The 18,080-nt window shown below is 70.1% G+C and carries 14 protein-coding genes; 5 read left to right on the forward strand and 9 right to left on the reverse strand.

Features of this window, described 5'->3' with window-relative positions; translation table 11 throughout:
• Nucleotides 1-5: 5 nt before the first annotated feature.
• From bcsB to ACHMXA_RS05950, 6 genes are all read right to left on the reverse strand, one after another.
• Nucleotides 6-2,327, reverse strand: a complete 2,322-nt coding sequence (gene bcsB / locus ACHMXA_RS05925) for a cellulose biosynthesis cyclic di-GMP-binding regulatory protein BcsB (protein ID WP_395319278.1) — start codon at nt 2,325-2,327, stop codon at nt 6-8.
• Nucleotides 2,327-4,495: a UDP-forming cellulose synthase catalytic subunit gene (gene bcsA, locus ACHMXA_RS05930; protein WP_395319280.1), complete on the reverse strand. Its 2,169-nt coding sequence runs from the start codon at nt 4,493-4,495 to the stop codon at nt 2,327-2,329. The genes bcsB and bcsA overlap by 1 nt, the downstream gene beginning before the upstream one ends.
• A complete protein-coding gene (gene bcsQ, locus ACHMXA_RS05935; protein ID WP_395321232.1) occupies nt 4,492-5,304 on the reverse strand; it encodes a cellulose biosynthesis protein BcsQ in 813 nt (270 codons plus the stop codon). The genes bcsA and bcsQ overlap by 4 nt, the downstream gene beginning before the upstream one ends.
• Nucleotides 5,305-5,306: 2 nt before the next feature.
• Nucleotides 5,307-5,765, reverse strand: a complete 459-nt coding sequence (locus ACHMXA_RS05940; RefSeq protein ID WP_395319282.1) for a hypothetical protein — start codon at nt 5,763-5,765, stop codon at nt 5,307-5,309.
• Entirely contained in the window at nt 5,762-6,235 is a 474-nt protein-coding gene (bcsD, locus tag ACHMXA_RS05945) for a cellulose biosynthesis protein BcsD (RefSeq protein ID WP_395319284.1), read from the reverse strand. Before bcsD ends, ACHMXA_RS05940 begins: the two co-directional genes overlap by 4 nt.
• A gap of 269 nt (nt 6,236-6,504) precedes the next feature.
• Nucleotides 6,505-7,542, reverse strand: coding sequence for a diguanylate cyclase (locus tag ACHMXA_RS05950; RefSeq protein ID WP_395319286.1), 1,038 nt, complete (start codon nt 7,540-7,542; stop codon nt 6,505-6,507).
• 72 nt (nt 7,543-7,614) lie between these two features.
• On the opposite strand from ACHMXA_RS05950, the gene ACHMXA_RS05955 reads away from it, so the two are divergent.
• The gene (locus tag ACHMXA_RS05955) at nt 7,615-8,322 is read left to right on the forward strand and encodes a response regulator (RefSeq protein ID WP_395319288.1); all 708 of its coding nucleotides are present in this window, start codon (nt 7,615-7,617) and stop codon (nt 8,320-8,322) included.
• A gap of 61 nt (nt 8,323-8,383) precedes the next feature.
• Nucleotides 8,384-10,204 carry a hybrid sensor histidine kinase/response regulator gene (locus ACHMXA_RS05960; RefSeq protein ID WP_395319290.1) on the forward strand — a complete coding sequence of 607 codons (1,821 nt, stop codon included), beginning with the start codon at nt 8,384-8,386 and terminating at the stop codon, nt 10,202-10,204.
• 17 nt (nt 10,205-10,221) lie between these two features.
• Here the strand turns inward: ACHMXA_RS05960 and ACHMXA_RS05965 are convergent, their stop codons facing one another.
• Nucleotides 10,222-11,253: a LacI family DNA-binding transcriptional regulator gene (locus ACHMXA_RS05965; protein ID WP_395319292.1), complete on the reverse strand. Its 1,032-nt coding sequence runs from the start codon at nt 11,251-11,253 to the stop codon at nt 10,222-10,224.
• 215 nt (nt 11,254-11,468) lie between these two features.
• Here ACHMXA_RS05965 and ACHMXA_RS05970 point away from each other — a divergent pair, with 215 nt between their 5' ends.
• The 3 genes from ACHMXA_RS05970 to ACHMXA_RS05980 all read left to right on the forward strand — a co-directional run bounded on the left by ACHMXA_RS05970 (nt 11,469) and on the right by ACHMXA_RS05980 (nt 15,484).
• Nucleotides 11,469-12,821, forward strand: a complete 1,353-nt coding sequence (locus ACHMXA_RS05970) for a GntP family permease (protein ID WP_395319294.1) — start codon at nt 11,469-11,471, stop codon at nt 12,819-12,821.
• Nucleotides 12,822-12,831: 10 nt separating this feature from the next.
• Nucleotides 12,832-14,391, forward strand: coding sequence for a gluconokinase (gene gntK / locus ACHMXA_RS05975; protein WP_395319296.1), 1,560 nt, complete (start codon nt 12,832-12,834; stop codon nt 14,389-14,391).
• Nucleotides 14,392-14,455: 64 nt separating this feature from the next.
• A complete protein-coding gene (locus ACHMXA_RS05980) occupies nt 14,456-15,484 on the forward strand; it encodes a helix-turn-helix domain-containing protein (protein WP_395319298.1) in 1,029 nt (342 codons plus the stop codon).
• On the opposite strand, the gene ACHMXA_RS05985 is transcribed toward ACHMXA_RS05980, so the two are convergent.
• Nucleotides 15,485-16,966, reverse strand: coding sequence for an NAD-dependent succinate-semialdehyde dehydrogenase (locus tag ACHMXA_RS05985; RefSeq protein WP_395319300.1), 1,482 nt, complete (start codon nt 16,964-16,966; stop codon nt 15,485-15,487). It lies immediately after the preceding gene.
• Between the two features lie 22 nt (nt 16,967-16,988).
• Nucleotides 16,989-18,077, reverse strand: a complete 1,089-nt coding sequence (locus ACHMXA_RS05990; RefSeq protein ID WP_395319302.1) for a tartrate dehydrogenase — start codon at nt 18,075-18,077, stop codon at nt 16,989-16,991.
• Nucleotides 18,078-18,080: the final 3 nt, after the last annotated feature.

Consider the following 18,080-nt stretch of genomic DNA (forward strand, 5'->3'; position numbering starts at 1 on the left):
CCTGCCTACTTGTTCTTCGGGCTGCCCACCGACAGCCGGCGACGCGCGCGCAGCTGCAGGCCGGCATACGACACGGCCGCGCCCAGCAGCGCCAGCACGAGCACCAGCCCGGCCAGCATCAGCGGGCTGCGCGACAGCGTCCACTGCACCCAGGCGACGGGCGGCAGGCGGCCGACGTAGTAGGTGTCGCCGCCGAGCACGCTGTTGACCTGCGTGTCGCGCATGATCGTCATGCTGCCCTGCACGCGCCGCAGCAGCTCGGGCGTCATCAGCGTGTTGAGCAGCGCCTCCTTCGAGTCGGGGCCGGTGATGGCGGCCACCACGCTGCGGCCGCCGCGCAGCGGCGACTCGAAGCCCGCGAGCACGGCGTCGCGGCCGTCGCCGCTGATGCCGATCTGCATCGAGCCCGGCAGGTCCTCGCGCGTGCGCGCGCCGATCACGAAGTCGATGGTGTTGTCGATCCAGCTGCCGAGCTTGATCTCGGGCGCGGCGCCGTTGCGCTTGAGCGGCATCCTGTCGGCCCACTGCGTGAAGAGCGGCTGGCTCTGCAGGTTGCCGATCACCAGCAGGTCCTTGTCGGCGAGCTGCGCGGCCTCCTGCGGCGTGCCCACCTTCACGCGCAGCGCCGGGTAGCCGGTGGAGCGGCCGATCTGGCCGAGCAGGCCCAGGTAGGTCTCGGTGTCGGCGCTGTCGGGCTGCGCGGGCAGGATCACCGCGGTTTCCGACAGGTCGGCCATGCGCGAGAACGGGAAGCCGCCGTTGGCATAGGCCGCGAGCTCGGGCATGGCGATGAAGTGCGGGAAGCCCGACACGTCGATGGTGGAGGTCGGGTCGATCGCGCCGCGCACGTTGTCCAGCTGCGGCACGCAGCGCCCGCCCACCGGCTCGAAGTAGTAGTGCAGGCGAAGCTGGCTGCGCGGGCCCATGGCCAGCGGCGGCAGGATCACTTCCTTGTGTTCGGCCAGCGTGCCGTCGGGCATCAGCTTCACGGCCAGCGGGTTCCACCAGCGGTCGCCGGCCGGGTTGGCCGAGCGCAGCGGCAGGCCGCCCACGAAGTTCTCGTTGACGTTGACGTTCAGCGTCGACTGGTCGGGCCGCACGCGCGGCGTGTAGCGGTAGTTCAAATCGAGCGGAATGCCGCGGCTGCGCCAGGTGAACAGGTCGGGCGGCAGCTGCAGGTTCACGCGGACCACGTCGGGGTTGTAGCCCGACACCGAGAGATCGGCCGCCGTCGTCAGCTCGCCGAACTGCAGCGGGCGATCGCTCGGCACCCAGCGCGGCGCGTCGTAGGGCTTGCGCGCCGGCGGCTCCTGGAAGGCGGTGACCGGCGCCGCGGCGCCCGCGAAGGCCTGGCTGTTGAGCGTCAGCGCGGCGGCGGCCGTGCGCAGGTCGGCCGGCGTGCGGCCCATCACCAGCAGCAGCTTGCCGGCGGCGTCGCGCGGGTTGTCGACCACGGCCAGGCCCGGCCCCTGGATCGCGGGCAGCGCGAGGCCGGGAATGTTCGACTCCGGCGTGACGAACACCACCGCGTGGCCCGTGGGCAGCTCGCCGCCCGACACGGGGAAGGTCGCGCCGCGGTAGTCGGCCAGCGCGCCGAACCACGACGACACCACGCCCGCCGCCTCGAGCACCGGGCCTGCGGCGGCGGTGCCGAAGACGAAGGGAATGCGCGCGCGCTGCACGTCGCGGCGGTCGAAGAAGGGCAGCGGCAGCTTGGCCAGGTCGTTCGCGAGCTTCAGCGGCGCCACCGTCAGCTTCAGCGCGCTCGACGCGTCGATGTGCGCCCACAGGCTGGTGTGGGCCGGGTCCTCGCATTCGCGGGTGTAGTGGCCCACGAGCTGCACGTTGATGCGGTTGAACTCGGTGATCAGGCGCCTGTCGATAGGGATCTCGGCCGTCTGCGGCTTGCCCGCATCGGCGCGGTTCACCGGCAGCGTGGCCACCAGCACGTCGTTGACCGTGACCTTCAGGTGCGAAAGCTCCGGGATCAGCGAAGGCGAGTACGCATAGTTCAGCTTGAACGACGCGGCCGTGACCAGCTCGTCGGCGCGCACGTTGAACGGGATGCCGATCGTGCCGCTGATGCCGCGCAGCTGCACGGCGTAGTCGATGCCCAGCTGCGTGAGGTTGAGCTCGCGCACGCTGGCGGCGGCTGCCGCACCGCCTGCCGCCGGCGGGGCGGCCGGGGCCGGCTGCGCGACCGCGTCCGTGGCGCCGATGACTCCCATGGCGCAGGCGAGGGCCGCGGCGAGCACCACGGCGGTGGCGGCGCGCGACGGCGCCCGGACGAGAGGCGCGTCGGGACGAGGCGCGCACAGGGTGGACATCACGTCGATTCCTTCGCTTTGACGGGACGCAGCCGCGAGGCGGCCGCACGGTAGTAGTGGCTGAACATGTCTCGGAAACCGGTGCCGCTGATGCTGATGATGTGGCCGAGCACGCGGTGGATCGGCACGCGCGGGTGGTTGCCCCAGCGCGCGGCCCAGATGTCGGCGCGCGCGGTCGTGCACTGCACCAGCGCGCGCTCCTGCGCGAAGCTCATCGGCGCGAAGCGCAGGCCCAGCCGCCTGCCGCCGCTGAAGCGCACCGTCGCCGCGAAGCGCGACTCCTGTTCGTTGCGGTAGAGCGCGATCTCCACCGGGGTCTCCGCGTCGAGCTTCATGTCCTGCGGCAGCTCCACGCCGAGCCCGCCGCTGGAGAAGTCGAAGGTGTTGCAGCGAAGCGAGCGGCCGTCCGCAAAGTACAGCGTGGCCGGGAGGCTGAGTTCCACACGGTGCGAACTGCGCAGTTGGCGCGACTCGTTGGCGGCGGCCACGCAGGCGCCCAGGATCATCATGTTGTAGACCGTCCAGGCCAGGTTGAGCCAGACGGTGGCGATGTTCTGCGGGTCGACCCAGCTCAGGCGCCACAGCCCCAGGCACACGCCCACGAAGTTCAGCGCCAGCAGCACCAGGCTGGCCTTGGCGATGCTGCTGTCGAAATACTCCTGCTGGATCAGGCCGCCCTTGGCCGTCACGTTGAAGCTGCCCAGCTTGGGGTTGATGAGCGCCACCAGCGTCGGGCGGAAGATGTACCAGGCCAGCACCGCCTCGTAGACCTCGTTCCACAGCAGGTAGCGGAAGCGCCCCTGGATGCGGCTGTTGGTGAGATTGGCGTGCAGGATGTGCGGCAGCGCGAACGCGAAGATCATCGACGCCGACGCGTGGATCACGCTCGCGCCGAAATACAGGTAGGCCAGCGGCGCCGTCAGGTAGATGAGCCGCGGCAGGCCGTACAGGAAGTGCAGCATCGCGTTCACGTAGCAAAGGCGCTGCGCCCAGTGCAGGCCGCGTCCGAACAGCGGGTTGTCGATGCGGAAGATCTGCGCCATGCCGCGCGCCCAGCGGATGCGCTGGCCCACGTGGCCCGACAGGCTCTCGGTGGCCAGACCGGCCGCCTGCGGCAGCGCCAGGTAGGCGGTGGTGTAGCCCAGTCGGTGCATCTTCAGCGCGGTGTGGGCGTCCTCCGTCACGGTCTCCACCGCGATGCCGCCCACCTCCTCGACGATGGTCCGGCGCAGCACCGCGCAGGAGCCGCAGAAGAAGGTGGCGTTCCACAGGTCGTTGCCGTCCTGGATCAGGCCGTAGAACAGCTCGCCCTCGTTGGGCACCGTGCCGAAGGTGTCGAGGTTGCGCTCGAAGGGGTCGGCCGAGAAGAAGTAGTGGGGCAGCTGCACCATGCCCAGCTTCGGGTCGCGCCCGAACCAGCCCATGGCGATCTGCATGAACGAGCGCGTGGGGATGTGGTCGCAGTCGAAGATCGCGACGAACTCGCCCGTGGTGTGCTTCAGCGCGGCGTTGATGTTGCCGGCCTTGGCGTGGCGGTTGTTGTCGCGCGTGACGTGGGTCACGCCGACCTGCTCGCAGAACACCCGGAATTCGTCGCGGCGGCCGTCGTCGAGCACGAAGATCTTGAGCTTGTCGCGCGGCCAGTCGATCAGCTGCGCGGCCAGCACGGTGGAGCGCACCACCGACAGCGACTCGTTGTAGGTGGGAATGAACAGGTCGACCGTGGGCCACTCGGCCGGGTCCGCCGGCAGCGGCACCGGCTTGCGCTCCAGCGGCCAGGCGGTCTGCACGTAGCCCAGCAGCAGCACCACGAAGGCGTAGAGCTCGGCCATCAGCAGGCCCACGCCGAGTACGAAGTCGACCGGGTTGTCCATGAACATGGTCTCGGTCACGCGCCAGTAGGTGTAGCGCGAGGACACGACGACCGACAGGAAGATCAGCACCAGGCCGGCGAAGCGACCGCGAAACCGGTTGGTGACGAGGGCGGCCAGGAATATGCCCACCGACAGCGCGATCTGCTGCTCGAAGCTCATGGGCGCGATGATCAGCGCCGGCAGCGTCGCCAGCACGGCGATCCAGCCAAGGATGCGCACCGGCAGCAGCCGCAGGATGGCCGGGGCGGGCCGCGGCTCGGGTTGCTGCAGGGGAGCGGACGGGGCGCTTTTCATCGGTTCGGTTCCATGGTCCGCAGGGAGGGAAAGGCAGCGGCCTGCCGGGCGGTCTCGATGCGCTCGAGCACCCGGTCGGCGCAGGAGGAGAAGTCTTCCGCGGCCTGGCTCATCGGCGCGTAGCGCTGCACGGGCAGGGCCGAGGCCAGCGCCTCCGGAACCGCCTGGTCCAGGTGGAGCACGCCCAGCAGCTCGGGCCGCAGCCGCTGGCGCAGCATCTCGAAGACGTCGTTGTTCAGCCGCTTGCCCGGGTCGATCTGGTTCACCACGTAGCCGGTGCCGAGGTAGTCGGCGCGCGGGGTGGCGTACTTGCCGATCATGCGTTCGACGATCGGCAGCGTGGCGAAGGAGCCGGCGTCCGCCAGCACCGTGACGACGCCGAAATGCGCGGCGCGCAGCGCCTGCTGCAGGTAGACCGAGGCGCCGGGCGGCGTGTCGAGCAGCACCAGCGTGCCCTCGGGCAGCCCGAAGCGCTGCAGCGTCTCGGCCAGCCAGCCCGGGTGGCGCGCCAGCTGCTGCTCGAACGAGACCTGGCGTTCGTCGTCGACCTCGCCGAAGGGCAGCAGCATCGCGCCGCCGCTGGCCGGGCGGATCGCGTGGGCCCACGGGATCAGCCCGGTGGCGGCTTCCACCAGGCCGCTGTCGCAGGCCTGCGGTTCATTGGCGATGTGGAAGCGCAGGGCGTTCTGCGGATCGAGGTCGATCGCGAGCACCTGCCGGCCGCGCTGCGCGAGGGCAGTGCAGAGATTCGCGGCAATCGTGGTCTTGCCTACGCCACCCTTGGAGGAAATGACGGGGATGACGACCATCGTCACGTCGGCCTTCGCCAGCGTGACATGGGACCCGGCGCCGCGGCCGGCCTTTGCGGACCTGCCAGGCGCGCAAACAGTTGCTCCAGCGGCGTCGGCGCGGAACCCGGGCCGGAGCCGGCGCCGGCCGAAGGCATCGCCACGGCGGCCGGAGCCGGCGGGGGCTCGGGCGCGAACGCGGCGGGGGGCGGGGGCGCGAAGACCGGGAGCGAGGCCGGTGCGGGAACCGGAGCCGGTGCGGGCGAGGGCATCGCAGCCCCGACCGGAACGGATGCGGGCACCGGCGCGGGCTGGGGCGCGGCGACCGCCGGCGAATGGACGATCTTCTCGCCCGACAGCAGCGGCCACGCGCGCGGCGCCTCGGCGTCGGGGGGCGCGAATTCCCTGTAGCCGGTGCCGTTGCCGCCGAACTTGCCGAACAGGCCGGCAATGTCTTCGGGCAGGTGTTCTTCCGAACTCATGCGCCGACCCTCGACAGTCGCAGGTCGATGTGCGGGCCGGTCTCGGCCCTGGGCGGCAATGCCTGCACGCGCAGCGTCGTCGGCATGCGCTGCGCCTCGAACCAGGTCTGGTAGGCGCCTTCGAAGAAGCCCACGCTCCAGTCGGTCGATTCGGGGCCGAAGGCGGCGGCGACCGGGCTGCAGGCGTGGGTGATGGCGACGCCGTCGGCCTCCTCGTTCAGCACGGTGAAGCCCCAGTCGATGCCGTCCCACCGGGCGTTGAACTGGTCCTGCAGTTCATCGAGCGTGCTGCACGGCGCGATCGGCAGGGCATGCGCGAGACGCTGGCCGATGCGAAAGAAAAGCTGCCTCAGGTCCTCCGGAGGCAATCCGGCGCTCAACTCGGCGGCCATGCCGCGGTTGAATTCCAACCATTGCGCGCTGCAGGATTTCTTTTCGTAATAGTCGATATACGTCGCACCAGTTTCCATGCCGAGGCATTTTCTTGGATCAGTTAACCATTGACAATGAATGTGAACTAATTAGTACGAAAGGACTGTCTTTGACGGACCCGACTGTATGAATTCGGGGACGACCCAGGCCCCGAACCTTGCCGGTCGAGAAGCCTGTACGTCGCGCAGAGGCGATCGGATTTGTTTTTTTGGGGGAGCTTCAGTCCCGCTGCATCGGGGACGAGCACAGGCGCCGCCGCGGGCGCCTGTTTTCCGGTTCAGGGCCGCTCAGCGCGATTCAGCGCGGCTCAGCCCGAAACGGCTTCGCTGGCGCGATGCTGCATGCCGCGCCGGCTGCGCTTGACCGCGTACATGGCCTCGTCGGCCTGGCGCAGCGCCTGCGCGGCGGTGGTGGCGCGCGGGTCGACCGCCACCACGCCGACGCTGGCGCCGGCGTAGGCCAGCGTGGCGCCCTTCAGGCGCAGCTCGCCGGCGGTGCATTCGCTCAGCCGGTCGGCAAGCGCCCGCGCCGCCGCGGTCGTCGCCCCGCCGATCGCGGGGCCGGCGCCTATCACCACGAACTCGTCGCCGCCGCTGCGCGCCAGCAGTTCGCCGGCACGCAGCGAGGCCGACATCCGCCCGGCCATGGCCACGAGGAACTCGTCGCCCACGTCGTGGCCGTGCGTGTCGTTGATCTTCTTGAAGCCGTCCATGTCGATGAAGCCCACCAGCACGCTGCGCTCGTCGCGCTGGGCCTGCGCGAGCAGCCGGCGCAGGCCGTCGATGAGCGAGCGGCGGTTGGGCAGGCCGGTGAGCGCGTCGGTGGCGGCGAGGGTGACCAGCTCCGCGTGGGCCTTCTCGAGCTTGCGGTAGAGCAGCTCGCGCTCGACTTGCTGGCCGATCAGCCGCGCGAACAGCTGCAGCACAGGCTCGGCGTGCGGCGCCAGCGGATGCTGCTCGGCGCTGGCGGCGCAGAGGGTGCCGAACAGGCCGCCGCTCTCGGTCTTGACCGGCGTGCTCACGTAGGTCTGGATGCCGAGTTCCCGCGCGGCGCCGGAGTCGCCCCAGCAGCTCGCGACGTCGCCGGTGTAGGTGCGGCCTTCTTCCATGGCGCGCTTGCACAGGGTGTCGGACCAGGGCACCGTGAGGCCCTCGGGGATGCTCAGCTGCCGCACGTTGCGCGAGAAGAGGATGTGCTGCTGCCCCTTGTCGAGATCGATGGTGGTGAGGTAGGTCGATTCCAGTCCGGTCACCGCCTCGAGCATCTCGAGCATCGGGCGGGTCAGGTCCTCCAGCGTCCTGGCCGAAGCCACCGAGCCGGAGAGTTGTTCGATCAGGGATTCCATGCCCGCCATTCTGACGGCGAACATGACTTTGGGCACTTACGGGGTGGTTCGGCCGGCCCATAGCATCCGGCCATGACAGCGACCGACAGGACCTCATCTCCGATTCCCGAGGCGGCGCGGGATCCCGCGAGGCCGCGCGCCATCCTGGTCGTGGACGACCACGACCTCGTGAGGATGGGCGTGTGCGCGCTGCTGCAGGCCAACGTGTCGGCGACGCCCATCGAGGTGCTCGAGGCGGGCGACCTCGCGCAGGCGCTGGCCGTCTACGAGGACAACCAGGACGCGATCGAGCTGGTGCTGCTGGACCTCGCGCTGCCCGACACGCAGGGCCTGAGCGGCCTGATGGAATTCCGCTCGCGCCATCCCGCCGCGCGCATCGTGGTGCTTTCGGGTACAGGCACCACTTCGCTCGCGCAGGACACGCTGGCGCAGGGCGCGATGACGCTGGGCGCCTTCGCCTTCCTGCCGAAGTCCGCGACGCTCAGGGAAGTCGTGAGCTTCATCCGCGCCTGCGGGCTGCTGGGCGGCGACGCCGTGAACTACCCGGCCTTCCCAGCGCCGGCGGCCGTGGACGTTGCGCAGCCCTCGTCCAGCAATGCCCGCCACAAGCTGACGAAGCGGCAGCTGCAGGTGCTCAACTGGCTGCTGGAAGGAAAGAGCAACAACGAGATCGCGCTGCTCGCCGAGATCAGCGAGGGCACGGTGAAGAACTACGTCGCCGGCATCCTGCTGCAGTTCGGGATGCGCTCGCGCGCGCAGCTGATCAGCAGCCTGCGCTGAGTCCCGCCGCGGCAGGCGAGAAAACGGGGCTCGCGCAAGACCCCGCAGGGAGACAGAGGCAATGAACGACCAGACCCCCGGGCGCCTGCCCGTCGACGCCACGCTCGAGATGCGCGTGCTGCGCGAGCACGTGGCCTCCGTGTACGCGGGCAACACCACGGCCATTGCCGCGCACATGGGCTTCGCCATCGTGATCGGCTGCTTCGGCTACTTCTACGTGAACCCGGATTTCAGGCTGCTGATCGTCGCGCTGATCACGGTGATCGTGCTGGTGGACCTCTACGCGATGATCACGCCGCGCTGGACGCCGGCGGTGCCGCTGTCCGAGACGCCTTGTTGGGAGCGGAAGTACACCCGCATCGTCACCGTCATCAGCACCGTCACCGCGCCCAGCAGCCTCTTCCTGGTCAGCATCCAGGAGCCGATGCTGACCACGCTCGTGACGGTGGTGATCATGGGCAGCTGGACCCGCGCCGTGCAGGCCCGCTGGCCGCTGAAGAGGGCGATGTTCGGCTACGGCATCCCGATGATGAGCGGGCTGATCGTCTCGCTGGCCTGGTACGGCGGCGCGCTCAACTGGTTCCTGGCCGGCTTCGCTTTCGTCAACCTGGTGCTGACGCTGAGCGAGGGCGTCAAGCAGAACAAACGGCTCACGGCATCGCTGATCCTGCAGTTCGAGAACGAAGCCCTCGCGGCCCAGCTGCGCGAGCAGATCGCCGCCACCGAGCGCGCGAGCGCCGAGAAGACCCACTTCCTGGCCGCGGCCAGCCACGACCTGCGCCAGCCGATGCATGCCATTGCGCTCTTCGGCGCCGCCTTGGGCAACACGCTGCGCCATCGCCCCGAGGTCAGGAACGTCGAGCGGCTGATGCGCGCGGTCGACGCGCTCGGCGCCTCGCTGGACACCATGCTCGACATCTCGCGCCTCGACGCGGGCGTGGTCCAGCCCATGCCGCACGCGCTGGAACTCGACGAGCTGTTCCTGCCGCTGCACAACACCTTCTCGGTGCTGGCCGAGCGCAAGAGGCTGCAGCTGCGCGTGCGCGCCAGCGGCCTGTGGGTGCGCAGCGATCCGCAGCTGCTTTACCGCATGCTCTCCAACCTCGTCGACAACGCCCTGAAGTACACGCGCCACGGCGGCGTGACGGTGGTCGCGCGCAGGCGCGGCGAGCAGGTGTGGATCGAAGTGCGCGACACCGGCATCGGCATCGCGCCGGAACAGGCGGACCGGATCTTCGAGGAGTTCTACCAGGTGAACAACCCGGGGCGCGACCGCTCGCGCGGCCTGGGCATCGGCCTGTCGATCGTGCGGCGCCTCGGCCGCCTGCTCGGCCATGCGGTCGAGCTGCGCTCGCGCCCCGGACGCGGCACGCGCTTTCGCCTCGCCGTGACGCTGGCCGAGCCCACCGATGCGTCGCAGGACAGCCTTCCGCTGCAGGAACTCGAATCGCCCGTGCGCCACTTCTTCCAGGTGCCGGAGCTCGGCGGGCGCGTGCTGCTGATCGACGACGAGGAAGACATCCGCGAAGCGATGACCGAGCTCATGCGCGCCTACGGCATCGAGGTGGTGGCCGTGGCCGGCGAGGCCGAGGCCGTGGAGGTGCTCATGCAGCCCGACGCGGAACTGAACCCCGTGGCATTGCTGATGTGCGACTACCGCCTGGGCGAAGGTGCCGAGGGCCTGCAGGTCGGGCTGCGGCTGCGTGAGCGCTTCCGGCTCGATGCGCCGATGCTGCTGATCACCGGCGAGACCGCGCCCGAGCGCCTGCAGCGCGTGCGCGAGTGGGGCGTGCCGGTGCTCTTCAAGCCGGTCAGCGCGGCCACGCTGATGCAGGCCATCGTGGAGCTCATGCAGGTCGAGGCGCATGCGGACAGTGCGTGAGCCCGCTGCGCATCGCCTCAGCTGCTGTGCCGCACCACCAGCTCGAAGCCCAGGTCCACGGTGCGCTCGGCCACCGTCTCGCCGCGCATCAGCGCCAGCAGCATGGAGGCCGCGCGTTCGCCGATCTCGCGGCGCGGCGTGCGCACGGTGGTCAGCGGCGGCAGCATCTGGTCGCTGCCGCCCAGATCGTTGAAGCCGGCGATCGCCACGCGCTGCGGCACCGAAACTCCGGTGCGCAGCGCGGCCAGCAGCGCGCCCTGGGCGAGGTCGTCGTTGCAGTAGAAGATGGCGTCCACGTCGGGGTGGCGCGCGAGCAGGTCCTCGAACTGGCGGCCGCCCAGCGCCATGGAGGTCGGGCCCGGCACCAGCAGCTCGAGCGCCGGGTCGTGGCAGCCGGCCGCGCGCAGCGCGTCGCGATAGCCTTCCAGGCGCATCATCACGCGCGGATCGAGCTGGCCCGCGGCATAGGCGATGCGCCGGCGGCCGCCTTGCAGCAGGTGCTGCACGATGGCGCGGCCCGCGTCGCGCTGCGAGAAGCCCACGCTGTGCACGCCCGCATCGGCCGAGGTTTCCATCAGGTACACGCAGGGCGCGTTGCTGCGCTCGAGCATCTGCACGGCGGCGGCGCTTCGGTCGAAGCCCGTCAGCAGCACGCCCGCCGGCCGCTGCGAGAGGTAGCTGCGCAGCAGCGCCTCTTCCTGCTTCGGGTCGTAGTGCGTCACGCCGATGAGCGACTGGAAGCCGTGCGGCGACAGCGCGTCCTGCACCGCCTCGAGCAGCTCCACGAAGAGCTGGTTGGTCAGCGAGGGAATCAGCACCGCCACGTGCGAGCTGCGCGCCGAGGCCAGCGCGCGCGCCGCCACGTTGGGCACGTAGCCCAGCTGGTCCGCCGCCGCCTGTACGCGGACCTGCAGCTCGGGCGCCACGTTGCGCGCGCCCCGCAGCGCCCGCGACACCGTGATCGGGCTCACACCGCAGGCGCGCGCCACGTCGTCGAGCGTGACGTGGCTGGAAGAGCGGGAGCGCGGGCGTTCAGGGGCGTCGGCCATGTTCGGTCGTTTCTCAGGGTTAATACCAATCCAGCTTTGGATAGCGCTGTCCTAGGATAGCGCTATCCCAGCCCGTGCCCGATTCGGAAAAACCCGAGCGCGCACCGGAGCTGGCTTTTTTTGAATTGTGCGGGACAGCGCTATCCAGACTGCCGTCCCACCCGCCGGGTTACCTTCGCGCCTTGCAGGCGAGGCCCGGATCCAGGAGACAACCCATGTTCGGAATGAGCCAAGAGATCTTCCTGCTCGTCGACGCCCTCGTGGCGATCCTCGGGCTGATCCTTCTGATCACGCGCTGGCGCGTGCACCCCTTCATCGCGCTGACGCTGGCCGCCGGCTTCCTGGGCCTGACCTCGGGCATGCCGGTGGACAAGGTGATGAAGTCCTTCCAGGACGGCTTCGGCGGCGTGCTGGGCTTCGTGGGCATCGTGCTCGGCCTGGGCACCATGCTCGGCAAGATGATGGCGGAGTCGGGCGGCGCCGACCGCATCGCGCGCACGCTGATCGACGCCTTCGGCCGCGAGCGCGTGCACTGGGCGATGATGTTCGCGGCCTTCCTGGTGGGCATTCCGCTGTTCTTCGAGATCGGCTTCGTGCTGCTGATTCCGCTGGTGTTCATCGTGGCGCGGCGCACCGGCGTGTCGCTCATCCGCATCGGCATTCCGCTGCTGGCGGGCCTGTCGGTGGTGCACGGCCTGGTGCCGCCGCATCCGGGGCCGCTCCTGGCCATCGGCGTGTTCGGCGCCGACATCGGCAAGACCATCTTCTACGGCCTGATCGTCGGCCTGCCCACCGCGATGATCGCGGGCCCGATCTTCGGCAAGTTCATCTCGAAGTACGTGCCCGGCGAGGCCTCGCCCGAGCTGATGGAACAGCTGGCGCGCGAACCCGAGGCGCGCGAGCTGCCCGGCTTCGGCATCACGCTCATTACCGTGCTGCTGCCGGTGGCGCTGATGCTGCTGAAGACCTTCGCCGACGTGGCGCTCGACGAGAAGAACATCGTGCGCCAGTGGATGGACTTCATCGGCCACCCGATCACCGCGCTGCTGGCGGCGCTGCTGCTGTCGCTCTACACCTTCGGCACCGCGCGCGGCTTCACGGCCAAGCAGATCATGAAGTTCGTCGACGACAGCCTCGCGCCCACCGCGGCCATCGTGCTGATCATCGGCGCGGGCGGCGGCTTCAAGCAGATGCTGGTGGCCAGCGGCGTGGGCAACGCGATCGGGCAGATGGCGCTGCATGCGCAGGTCTCGCCGATCCTCCTGGCCTGGCTGGTGGCGGGGCTGATCCGCATCGCCACCGGCTCGGCCACGGTTGCCACCATCACCGGCGCGGGCATCGTCGCGCCGCTGGCGACCATGGTGCCGGGCGTCAACCGCGAGCTGCTGGTGCTGGCCACCGGCGCGGGTTCGCTGATCCTCTCGCACGTCAACGACGCGGGCTTCTGGCTGGTGAAGCAATACTTCAACATGAGCGTGGCCGAGACCTTCAAGACCTGGACCGTGATGGAAACGCTGATCTCGGTCGTGGCGATCGTCTTCATCATGCTGCTGAGCATGGTCGTCTGAGGAGAAAAGCATGGGTCGCATCGTCATCGGCGTCGACATCGGAACCACCAGCACGAAGGCCGTGGCCTTCACGCCCGCCGGGCGCGTGCTGGCGCACGACGCGACCGAATACCCGCTGCTGCAGCCCGAGGCGGGCGCCGCCGAGCAGGACCCGCAGCAGATCTTCGAGGCCGTGCTCTCGGCGATCGCCAGCTGCGTGAAGCAGGCCAAGGCCGCGCCCGCCGACGTGCTCGCCGTGTCCTTCAGCGCTGCGATGCACAGCCTGATCCTGGTCGACGACGCAGGCGTGCCGCTCACGAACAGCATCACCTGGGCCGACCACCGCGCCTCGGCCTGGGCCGTGCGCATCCGCGACGAATGGGACGGCCTCGCGATCTACCGCCGCACGGGCACGCCGATCCATCCGATGTCGCCGCTGGCCAAGTTGGTGTGGCTGCGCCACGAGCGCGCCGAGCTTTTCTCGCGCGCCGCGCGCTTCGTCGGCATCAAGGAGTACGTGTTCTTCCGGCTCTTCGGGCAGTGGCAGGTCGACCACTCGATCGCCTCGGCCACGGGGCTCTTCGACATCGGCCGGCTCGACTGGGACGAAGGCGCGCTCGCGCTCGCGGGCGTGCGCGCCGATCAGCTCTCGCAGCCGGTGCCGACCACCTGGCACGTCGAGGGCCTCGCGCCCGACGTGGCCGCGCGACTGGGCCTGTCGCGCGACACGCCCTTCGTCGTCGGCGCCAACGACGGCGTGCTCTCCAACCTCGGCGTGAATGCGGTGGCGCCCGGCGAGGTGGCCGTGACCATCGGCACCAGCGGCGCGATGCGAACCGTGGTCGACCACCCCATGACCGACCCCGAGGGCCGCACCTTCTGCTATGCGCTCGCCGAGCGGCGCTGGGTGGTGGGCGGCCCGGTGAACAACGGCGGCATCATCCTGCGCTGGGTGCGCGACGAGTTCGCGTCGGCCGAAGCCGAGACCGCCAAGCGCCTTGGCATCGACACCTACGAGGTGCTCACGCGCATCGCCGAGCGCGTCTCGGCCGGCTCCGAAGGGCTGGTGTTCCATCCCTTCCTCACCGGCGAGCGCGCGCCCTACTGGAACGCCGACCTGCGCGGCTCCTTCTTCGGGCTGGGCATCCACCACCGCAAGGAGCACATGATCCGCGCGGTGCTCGAGGGCGTGATCTTCAACCTGCACAGCATCCTGCCGGCGGTCGAATCCATCGCCGGGCGCAGCGCCCGCATCAAGGCCACCGGCGGCTTCGCGCGCTCGGGCATGTGGCGCCAGATGATGGCCGACGTGTTCGACCGCGAGGTGGTCGTGCCCGAGAGCTTCGAGAGCTCCTGCCTCGGCGCCGCGGTGCTCGGCCTGTATGCGCTGGGCCACGTCGATTCGCTCGACGCGGTCGCGGGCATGGTCGGCGCCACCCATCGCCACACGCCCAACGCCAAGAACGCCGCGCTCTACCGGCAGCTGCTGCCGGTGTATCTGTCGCTCCCGCGCAAGCTCGGCGAGGAGTACAGGCTGCTCGCCGCGTTCCAGCAGCAGACGGTGGTGCCGGCGCCGGCGCGGCGAAGCTGACGACTTCCGGGTCGTCGTTGTCCATCGGAGATTTGCTGGAGGAACCCTGGTCTTGCTCAACACGATGACATCGGCCCTTGCCACCCAGGCCCATGCGAGGGCCCTGCTGCCCGCGGCGCCGGCGCGGCGGCATGTTTCGCGCGGCATGGACACGCTCGCATGGCGTGCACCGGCAGCTCCGGCAGCTTCGGCACAGGCCCGCGGCGAGGCGAGCGAGCTTTCCGCCACGGTCCGATGCGAGGCCGCCGCCGCGCCTTCGGCCCAGGCGGGCGCGGCACGCTGCCTGCACGATCACGAACTGCACCTGATCGGCGCCGTGCCCGCGCGCCTTCGCATCGGCATCGGCGCCGACGAGGAGACGCACAGCTTCGCTCCCGGCACCGTCGTGCTGCTGGGCCCGCGGCTGCCGCGCAGCCTCGCGTTCGAGCATCGCGCGCTGCCGGGCGGCAGCTGCGGTGGCAGTGGTGGCATTGGCTCGGGCGGACTGGTGCTGCGCTTCAGCGACGAGCCGCTCAAGCGCGGCATGGCGCTCTTTCCGGAACTCGCCGACGCGGGGCCGCTGCTGGCCCGCGCCCGGCTGGGCGTGCAGTTCGTCGGCCTGGAGGCGGGCACGCTCGCGCGCCTGCGCCGCATCGAGACGCTGCAGGGGCTCGCGCGCTTCTCCGAATTCACCGCGCTGCTGAACGAGCTGGCCCAGTGGGGCGACTATCGCGTGCTCTCCGGCGTGGCGCTGGCCGGCGAGGGCCTGGGCGAAGACATGCAGGCGCTGCGCATCCACAAGGCGCTCGACCACATCCGCGAGAACTATGCGGAGGCGCTGTCGCTGGCCGAAGTGGGCGCGCTCGTGGGCATGCGCGAGAACGCCTTCTCGCGCAGCTTCCGCCGCGCCACGGGGCAGACCTTCACCGACTTCGTGATCGGCCTGCGCGTGGCCAAGGCCTGCCGGCTGCTGGCCTCCACGCGCCAGCACGTGAGCAGCATCTGCTACGAGGTGGGCTTCAACAACATCTCGAACTTCAACCGGCACTTCCGGCGGATCGAGGGGATGACGCCGGGCGAGTTCCGTGCCCGGAGGCACGGGAACAGCGCCTGATCAGGCCAGCCCGCCCTGGCACACGGACTTGATGTGCATGTAGTCCTCCAGCCCATGCACCGAGCCCTCGCGGCCGTAGCCCGACTCCTTCACGCCGCCGAAGGGCGCCGCCTCGGCCGCCAGGGCGCCTTCGTTGATGCCGACGATGCCCGACTCCAGCGCATCGGCCACGCGCCAGATGCGCTTCACGTCCGTCGAATAGAAATACGCCGCGAGCCCGAAGGGCGTCTCGTCGGCCGCGGCGACCACCTCGGCCTCGTTGTCGAAGCGCGTGACCGGCACCACGGGACCGAAGGTCTCCTCGCAGCTGCACTCCATGGTCGAGTCGGCATTCACTAGCACCGTGGGTGCGTAGTAGTTGGGGCCGTCGCAGCGCGCGTCGCGCAGCCGCTTGCCGCCGACCACCACGCGGGCGCCGCGGGAGACGGCGTCGCGCACGTGGCGCTCGATCTTGTCGACCGCGCGCGCGTTGATCATCGGCCCGATCTGCGAGGACTCGTCGCTGGCAGGCCCCACGCGCAGCGCGCCGACCCGCGCGGCCAGCTTGTCGACGAAGGCATCGTGCACGCGTGACTGCACGAACACGCGGTTCGGGCACACGCAGGTCTGGCCGCCGTTGCGGAACTTGGCCGCCATCAGGCCTTCCACTGCCGCATCGATGTCGGCGTCGTCGAACACGATGAAGGGCGCGTTGCCGCCGAGCTCCAGCGAGAGCTTCTTCAGCGTGTCGGCCGAGCGGCGCGCGAGGTGCTTGCCCACGGGCGTCGAGCCGGTGAAGGTGATCTTGCGCACGCGCGGGTCGTCGAGCCATGCGTCGACCACCTCGGGCGTGCGTTCGCGCGAGGCGGTCACGATGTTGAGCACGCCCGGCGGCACGCCGGCGTCCTGCGCCAGCTTCACCAGCGCGAGCGAGGTCAGCGGCGTGTCCTCGGCCGGCTTGCACACCACCGTGCAGCCGGCGGCCAGCGCCGGCGCGATCTTGCGCGCGATCATCGCGGCCGGGAAGTTCCACGGCGTGATCGCGGCGACCACGCCCACGGGCTCGCGCAGCGCGAGCATGCGCCGGCCGGTCACCGGCGCGGGAATGATCTCGCCGTTGGCGCGCGTGGCTTCCTCGGCGAACCATTCGATGTAGCTGGCCGCGTAGGCGACCTCGCCTCGGCCCTCGGCCAGCGGCTTGCCCTGCTCGCGCGAGATGAGGCGGCCCAGGTCTTCCTGGTGCGCCATCACGAGGTCGTTCCAGCGCTTGATGATCTGCGCGCGCTGCTTGGCCGGCACGGCGCGCCATGCGGGAAAGGCGGCGTGCGCCGCGTCGGTGGCGGCACGTGCGTCGGCGGCGGTGCCGTCCGGCACGCTCGCGAAGACGGTGTCGGTCGCGGGGTCTCTGACGTCGAGGCGGCGCGCATCGCCGGCTTCGCGCCATTCGGCGCCGATGAGATGCCGCCCGGGCATCAGGTCCTGGTGTTGCAGTTCGAGTGTCATGGTCTGGGGATCCTTCTTCAGTTCATGGCGCCGAAACGCGCTCGGCGATGGCGATGCCCACCTCGGTGGTGTTCGCCGAGCCGCCGAGGTCGCGCGTGTGCGGACCTTCGCGCAGCACCGCCTCTATCGCGCCCAGGATGGCGTCGTGCGCCGCGCGGCCGGCGCCCTGGCCCTGCGTCAGGAAATCCAGCATCAGCGCGCCCGACCAGATCATCGCGATGGGGTTGGCGATGTTCTGGCCGTAGATGTCGGGCGCCGAGCCGTGCACCGGCTCGAAAAGCGACGGGAACCTGCGTTCCGGGTTCAGGTTGGCCGAGGGCGCGAGGCCGATGGTGCCGGTGGTCGCGGGCCCGAGGTCGGAGAGGATGTCGCCGAACAGGTTGCTCGCCACCACCACGTCGAGGCGCGTGGGCTGCAGCACGAAGCGCGCCGACAGGATGTCGATGTGCTGCTTGTCCGCCGTCACCTCGGGGTAGTCGAGGCCGATCGCGTCGGCGCGCGCGTCCCACCAGGGCATGCTGATCGCGATGCCGTTGCTCTTGGTGGCCACCGTCAGGTGCCGGCGCTTGCGTGCGCGCGCGGCCTCGTAGGCGAAGCGCAGCACGCGGTCGGTGCCGTGGCGCGAGAACACCGACTCCTGGATCACGATCTCGCGCTCGGTGCCCGCGTACATCACGCCGCCGAGCGAGGTGTATTCGCCCTCGGTGTTCTCGCGCACCACGAGGTAGTCGATGTCGCCCGGGTTGCGCCCGGCCAGCGGGCAGGGCACGCCCTCGAACAGGCGCACCGGGCGCAGGTTGATGTACTGGTCGAACTCGCGGCGGAACTTCAGCAGCGAACCCCAGAGCGACACGTGGTCGGGCACGGTCGCCGGCCAGCCGACGGCGCCGAAGTACAGCGCGTCGACGCCCTTGAGCTGCTCCTTCCAGTCGTCCGGCATCATCTGGCCGTGCGCCGCGTAGTAGTCGGCGCTGGCCCAGTCGAAGACGCGGCAGTCGAGCTCGAAGCCGAAGCGTGCCGCGGCGGCCTGCACCACGCGCAGGCCCTCGGGCATCACTTCCTTGCCGATGCCGTCGCCGGGAATCACGGCGATGCGGAATGTGGGTGTCATCTC

The organism is Variovorax sp. UC74_104 (assembly GCF_044055375.1).
Lineage (GTDB): Bacteria > Pseudomonadota > Gammaproteobacteria > Burkholderiales > Burkholderiaceae_C > Variovorax.

Coding starts and splice junctions, on each gene's coding strand:
- bcsB (WP_395319278.1), bottom strand. CDS start 2,327: ATGTCCACCCTGTGCGCGCCTCGTCCCGACGCGCCTCTCGTCCGGGCG.
- bcsA (WP_395319280.1), bottom strand. CDS start 4,495: ATGAAAAGCGCCCCGTCCGCTCCCCTGCAGCAACCCGAGCCGCGGCCC.
- bcsQ (WP_395321232.1), bottom strand. CDS start 5,304: ATGGTCGTCATCCCCGTCATTTCCTCCAAGGGTGGCGTAGGCAAGACC.
- ACHMXA_RS05940 (WP_395319282.1), bottom strand. CDS start 5,765: ATGAGTTCGGAAGAACACCTGCCCGAAGACATTGCCGGCCTGTTCGGC.
- bcsD (WP_395319284.1), bottom strand. CDS start 6,235: ATGGAAACTGGTGCGACGTATATCGACTATTACGAAAAGAAATCCTGC.
- ACHMXA_RS05950 (WP_395319286.1), bottom strand. CDS start 7,542: ATGGAATCCCTGATCGAACAACTCTCCGGCTCGGTGGCTTCGGCCAGG.
- ACHMXA_RS05955 (WP_395319288.1), top strand. CDS start 7,615: ATGACAGCGACCGACAGGACCTCATCTCCGATTCCCGAGGCGGCGCGG.
- ACHMXA_RS05960 (WP_395319290.1), top strand. CDS start 8,384: ATGAACGACCAGACCCCCGGGCGCCTGCCCGTCGACGCCACGCTCGAG.
- ACHMXA_RS05965 (WP_395319292.1), bottom strand. CDS start 11,253: ATGGCCGACGCCCCTGAACGCCCGCGCTCCCGCTCTTCCAGCCACGTC.
- ACHMXA_RS05970 (WP_395319294.1), top strand. CDS start 11,469: ATGTTCGGAATGAGCCAAGAGATCTTCCTGCTCGTCGACGCCCTCGTG.
- gntK (WP_395319296.1), top strand. CDS start 12,832: ATGGGTCGCATCGTCATCGGCGTCGACATCGGAACCACCAGCACGAAG.
- ACHMXA_RS05980 (WP_395319298.1), top strand. CDS start 14,456: ATGACATCGGCCCTTGCCACCCAGGCCCATGCGAGGGCCCTGCTGCCC.
- ACHMXA_RS05985 (WP_395319300.1), bottom strand. CDS start 16,966: ATGACACTCGAACTGCAACACCAGGACCTGATGCCCGGGCGGCATCTC.
- ACHMXA_RS05990 (WP_395319302.1), bottom strand. CDS start 18,077: ATGACACCCACATTCCGCATCGCCGTGATTCCCGGCGACGGCATCGGC.